Raw genomic sequence first — 5,436 nt, 5'->3', positions numbered from 1 at the left:
GGCCACGTCGGCGGCGAGCACCCGACCCGCGGCCTCGGCGAGGGTCACCTCGACCGGCGGCAGCGCGGTGATCGTGGCGAGGACGCGGTCGAGGTGCTCCTCGACGCTCGTCCGGGCCTCAGCCATCCGCCCCGGCGAGCACCTCGCCGGGAGGGACCCGCTGGGCACCGCGACCCTCGAGCTTCACCGACCCGACCACCTTCACGCCGTGGCCGAAGGTCCAGTCGCCGTCGACCTCCAGCGACTCCGCCTTGGCCAGGGACGGCGCTCCGTCGGGGAACCGCTTGTCGAACTCACCCACGAGCTTGTAGTGGTCGCTGTCGAGGTCGACGAAGGGGACGTTGGCGGCGATTTGATGGAGCGAGAAGTCCGGCTGGATCTCGTAGACGTCGGAGCGGAGCACGAGCAGGTCGTTGGTCGTCTTGACCGGGATGAACCGCTCCCGGCCGACCTCGATCAGCTGCGCGTCCGCGAACACCTCGATCGCCGCGCCCATGGCGGTCTCCACCTGCACCACCCGTGGTGTGGTCGGGTCCGCGGGGTCCAGGGTCTTCTCGTTGCGGATGAGCGGCAGTCCGAGGATGCCCTCGCGCTCGTCGAGCTTGGCCTTCATCGCTCGCAGGTCGAACCAGAGGTTGTTCGTCGAGCAGTACTTGTGGCGGGTCAGGTCCGCCAGCGCCTCGAGGTCGTGCTTGGCGGTCTGCGCGGTCTCGCGCAGCACGATCCGGCCGTCCTGCCTGCGGCGCGCGAAGTGACCGCCCTTGCGGTCGGAGGGAGTACGACGAACCGCCTCGATCGCGAACGGCGCTCCCGACTGGGCGAACCAGCCCGCGACCCGGGGGTCCGCCACGGCGCCCAGGTTGTCGGAGTTCGAGACGAAGGCGTAGCGGTAGCCCTGCTCGATCAGCTGGTCGAGCAGGCCGCTGCCGCGGAGCGCGGTGTAGATGTCGCCGTGGCCGGGCGGACACCACTCCATGTCCGGGTCCTTGGGCCAGCTGGCCGGCAGCAGGTCCGGCAGCAGCAGCTTCGGCTCCTTGTTCTGCAGGAACTCGATCGGCATCCCCTCCACCGGCAGGTCCTCGTAGCGCGCCAGCGCGGCGCGCGTGTCCTCGGAGGTGCGGAAGGAGTTCATGAAGACCAGCGGCAGCCGGGCGCCGTACTCCTTGCGGAGGTGCAGCGTCTGGCGGGCGATGATGTCGAGGAACGAGAGCCCGCGTCGCACGCAGAGCAGAGACTTCGCGCGGTCCATCCCCATCGACGTGCCGAGGCCGCCGTTGAGCTTGATGGTGACCGTCCTCCCGAGCGCGTCGGAGGCGACCTCGTCGGGCACCTGCGCGTCCGCCAGGCTCTCGATGTCGACGGGCTCGATCGACGACTCGGGGATCAGTCCCGTCTCGCCGTGCTCGAGCAGTCGGTAGTAGTGAGCGAAGGTGTCGATCGCGACGGGGTCCACGCCGGCGTCGGCCATCTTCGCCCGCGCCATCTCCAAGCCACCGCTACGGCCAGTTGTACCCATGTCATCGATCGTAGGCTGGTCCGGTGATCGATCCGCAACTCAGTCCAGAGATGACCCGCAAGATCGCGCTGCGGGACCAGCTGCTGACGGTCCGACGACGACGGCCGCTGGCCGAGGTCGGCGAGGCCGCGCGGGCCATCGCCGCGGTCCTCCTCACCGCCGAGGAGGTACGGCGAGCCGCCACCGTCGCCTGCTACGTCTCCGTCGGCACCGAGCCCGGCACGACGGTGCTCCTGGACCGGCTGGTCGCGGCCGGAAAGCGGGTGATCCTGCCCGTCCTGATGCCCGACAACGACCTCGACTGGGCGGTCTACCACGGTCCCACCTCGCTGGCCCCCGCGCGGCGCGGGCTGCTCGAGCCGGTCGGCGCCCCGATCGGCGTCGACGCGATCGCCACCGCCGACGTGGTGCTCGTGCCCGGCCTCGCCGCCTCGCGGACCGGCATCCGGCTCGGCCGCGGCGGCGGTTCCTACGACCGCACCCTCGGCCGGGTCCCGGTCGGCACCTTCACCTGCGTCCTGCTGTACGACGACGAGCTGGTGGCCGACCTGCCCGCCGAGCCGCACGACCGGCCAGTCACCGCCGCGGCGACCCCGAGCGGCGTCACCCGGTTCTAGCCTCCGGGCGGGACCAGGGTCAGCACGTCCTCGCCCGCTTCCTCGACCGCCCCGGCGGAGAACACCCACGGCAGGGTCTCGCCGCGCGCCCACAGGTCGGTCTGGTCGGTGTAGTTCTCGTGGAAGGCGTGCCCCGAGACGCCGGTCAGGTTGATCCAGCGTGCCGCGTCGAGGTCGTCCAGCGGGACGACCATCCGCATCGACGGCGCGGCCGTGACGTCGTACCCCTCGGTGGCCTCCCACGCCGTGGCGTTGACCAGGGAACCGCCACCGCCGATCTTCCAGCCGCCGCGGTTGAACATCCGCTCGACGATCCCGATGCCCGACTCACCCAGGGTCGAGGACCGCAGCTCGAGGCGGTGCAGCGCGCCCCAGCTCCACTCGTCCGGGTCGGGCGACTGGCGCGAGGTGAGCTCGTCGCGCGCGGCCTCCATCGCCGCCCGCAGGATGTCGTCGCGGGTCTCGACCTCGGCCTCCGTCTCGACGTCGTCCCACCACGGGTCGCGCGCCGTGGGAAGGATCCGGGAGACCACCGCGAACCACCGGTCGCTGCCGTCGGGCGCGAGCGGACCGGTCAGCTCGTCACCGAAGGTCCGCGCGAGCACCTCCCGCCACACGACGTTGAAGTACGCGGCGGCCGCACTCTCCGGGCCCTGTCGGAAGTTCCACGACCGCAGCAGCCGCTGCCCGTCGGACTCGTAGCCCTGCGGCAGCTTCACGTCGAGAAGGTAGGGCGTCAGCGTCTCCCCGATCGAGCTCCAGTCGTCCAGCTGGATCGACCCCATCCGCGCGACGCTCAGCTGGTCGTCGGCCGCCAGCAGCCGCCCGATCCGCGACGAGCGGTAGCCGCGGTCCCAGTCGGCGGTGAGGTACGGCGCGTAGCGGGCCGGGTCGATCACGGCCTGGTTCGCGGTGGCGATCACGCCGGACTCCGGGTCCCTCAGGTTCGGCAACGCCTCGTAGGGCACATACTTCCCGGTCCAGCCGGTCTCCGGGCGCCACCCGGCCGCGGGAGTCAGCCCGTCGTTGCCGGACTTGCGGATCGGGACGAGCCCGGTGGCCTGGTAGCCGATGCGGCCCTCACGGTCGGCGTACACGACGTTCTGGCCGGGAACCGCGAAGTCCGACAGGGCCGTGCGGAACGACCGCCAGTCGGTCGCGGCGTTGAGCGCCAGGAGCGCGTCGGCCGTGGGCCGCGGCTCCAGAGCGGTCCAGGCGAGGGCGACCTCGTGGTCCCACGTGCCGTCCTGCTCGGCCTGCCGGCCGGGGAGCACGTCGGCGCCCGAGACGCCGTCCACCTGCTCGGCCAAGCCGTCCTCGGTGAGCTCGACGGTGTCCAGCTCGTCGTCGAGGTTCACCAGGTCCGAGAGCAGCGGGCCGTGCGCGGTCGAGCGCACCGTCAGCTCGACCGGGTCGCCGTCGCGGACCTCGATCACCTCGTCCCGGCGGCCGAGCGGGCGCTCGGCCCCGCCGTACTGCCACGTCCGCTCGGTCACCCGCTCGACGTAGAGATCGGTCACGTCGGCGCCGAGGTTGGTGAAGCCCCAGGCGATGTCGCGGTTGTGCCCGATCACCACGCCCGGCACGCCGGAGAAGCTGAAGCCGGCCACGTCGATCGGGCAGTCCGCCGTGATCTCCCGGCAGTGCAGGCCGACCTGCATCCACACACCGGGCAGCGAGGTCCCGAGGTGGGGGTCGTTCGCGAGGATCGGCGCCCCGGTGCTGGTGTGCTCGCCGTCCACGACCCAGGCGTTGCTGCCGATGCCGTCGCCGCTCCCCAGCATCGGCGGTACGGCGGCCAGCACCTTTCGCACGCCCGCGAGTGCCGCGGTGACGTCCGGGCCGCCGGGCGGCGGGCGCTGCGGGAGCCGGGTGCCGGTGGCCGTCGCGTCCTGCTCGAAGACGTCGTCGACGAGGGCACCTTGGTCGACGATGGGCGGGTGCTCGTCGAACGGGTAGGGAGGATAGAGCTCCTCGGACCGTTTCGGCCCGACGGCCTCCGTTGCCAGGGCGCGGCCCAGCTCGTCCTCGAGGTTGCCGCGCAGGTCCCAGGCCATCGCCTTGAGCCAGGCGACCGAGTCGACGGCCGTCCAGTCCGCGGGCTGGTAGTCCAGGCCGCCGAGGTCGAGAAGCGCGTACTCGAGGGAGACCTCCGAGAGCGAGCGGCCCTCCAGGTAGGCGTTCACCCCCTCGGCGTAGGCGTCCAGGGCGTCGCGGGTGTCCGGCCGGAGCAGGGTGAGCTCCTTCTCGGCGACGCGACGCCAGCCCAGGGTCCGCACGACCAGATCGCTCTCCAGCCCGGCCTCGCCGAACAGCTCGGACAGCCGCCCCGCCGTCGCGTGTCGTCGCAGGTCCATCTCGAAGAACCGCTCCTGCGCGTGCACGAAGCCCTGCGCGAGCATCAGGTCGTGCAGGGAGTCGGCGTAGACCTGGGGGATGCCGTGGTCGTCGCGGATCACCTTGACCTCGCCGTGGAGCCCGGCGATCACCACCTCGCCGCCGGTCTGCGGCCACGGGCGGCGCACGACCACCACGGCTGTCGCGAGTCCCGCGACCAGCGCGAGCGCCGTCGCGACAGCCAGGTACGTCATCCACCGGAACGGGCCGGGCCAGGACCGGAACCTTCCGGTTCGGTGGCCGCTGCCCTCGGTGCCGACGCCAGCGCCGGTGATTCCCTCCGCCATGGTGGGCGTCATTGTGCCGCCTGCCCCCACCGTGACGTACTATTGGCACTCGATAGTCGAGAGTGCTAGGCACTCTGAGTCCCGAACGCCCCGGAGATCTGCCGATGCCCACGTACCAGTACCTGTGCACCGACTGCGGTCACGCCTTCGAGAGATTCCAGAGCTTCAGCGAGGACGCGCTGACGACCTGCCCCGAGTGCACCGGACGGTTGCGCAAGGTCTTCAACTCCGTCGGCGTGGTGTTCAAGGGGTCCGGCTTCTACAAGACCGACAGCCGCTCCTCGAGCACGTCCGCCTCGCCGGCCGAGACCGCAGCGAGCGCGGCCTCCAGCCCGTCGCCCGCGTCGAGCTCGTCCACGGAGAGCTCGTCGGGCTCCGGCACGACCTCTGCAGCTGCCGCCTCCCCTGCTTCCTGATCCTGTGGATGACGCCTGCACGCGGGCGTCGAGCGACCTACCGTCGCTCGCATGGACTCTCGGGACCTGCCTGCGCGCCCGTGGACGCGCCGCGCCGCCGACGCTCTCTCCTCGGTACGACGACGTCTGCTGCGCCGGCGCCGGCTGATCGCGGCGGTCCTGGTCGGCGTGGCGGTCGCCGCGTCCCTTCGCTCCGTCGCGCC

The 5,436-nt window shown here is 71.7% G+C and carries 4 protein-coding genes and 1 pseudogene; 2 read left to right on the top strand and 3 right to left on the bottom strand.

The window, feature by feature from the left end:
• Positions 1 to 118 precede the first annotated feature (118 nt).
• Positions 119 to 1,516: a UTP--glucose-1-phosphate uridylyltransferase gene (locus tag E7Z54_RS21160; protein ID WP_136436714.1), complete on the bottom strand. Its 1,398-nt coding sequence runs from the start codon at positions 1,514 to 1,516 to the stop codon at positions 119 to 121.
• A gap of 23 nt (positions 1,517 to 1,539) precedes the next feature.
• Between E7Z54_RS21160 and E7Z54_RS21155 the strand changes: the two genes are divergently transcribed.
• On the top strand, positions 1,540 to 2,133 hold the full coding sequence (locus E7Z54_RS21155; protein ID WP_240769823.1) for a 5-formyltetrahydrofolate cyclo-ligase: 594 nt from the start codon (positions 1,540 to 1,542) through the stop codon (positions 2,131 to 2,133).
• On the opposite strand, the gene E7Z54_RS21150 is transcribed toward E7Z54_RS21155, so the two are convergent.
• A complete protein-coding gene (locus E7Z54_RS21150; RefSeq protein WP_240769822.1) occupies positions 2,130 to 4,817 on the bottom strand; it encodes a penicillin acylase family protein in 2,688 nt (895 codons plus the stop codon). The two genes, E7Z54_RS21155 and E7Z54_RS21150, sit on opposite strands and share 4 nt — an antisense overlap.
• A gap of 104 nt (positions 4,818 to 4,921) precedes the next feature.
• Here E7Z54_RS21150 and E7Z54_RS24275 point away from each other — a divergent pair.
• A pseudogene (locus tag E7Z54_RS24275) lies at positions 4,922 to 5,062 on the top strand (FmdB family zinc ribbon protein); the annotation flags it as partial.
• A gap of 14 nt (positions 5,063 to 5,076) precedes the next feature.
• On the opposite strand, the gene E7Z54_RS24270 reads toward E7Z54_RS24275, so the two are convergent.
• On the bottom strand, positions 5,077 to 5,199 hold the full coding sequence (locus E7Z54_RS24270; protein ID WP_346763557.1) for a hypothetical protein: 123 nt from the start codon (positions 5,197 to 5,199) through the stop codon (positions 5,077 to 5,079).
• Positions 5,200 to 5,436: the final 237 nt, after the last annotated feature.

The sequence above is a fragment of the Nocardioides sp. genome (genome assembly GCF_004803405.1).
GTDB classification, from domain to species: domain Bacteria; phylum Actinomycetota; class Actinomycetes; order Propionibacteriales; family Nocardioidaceae; genus Nocardioides; species Nocardioides vastitatis.
This window is presented reverse-complemented; position numbering and strand designations above follow the sequence as displayed.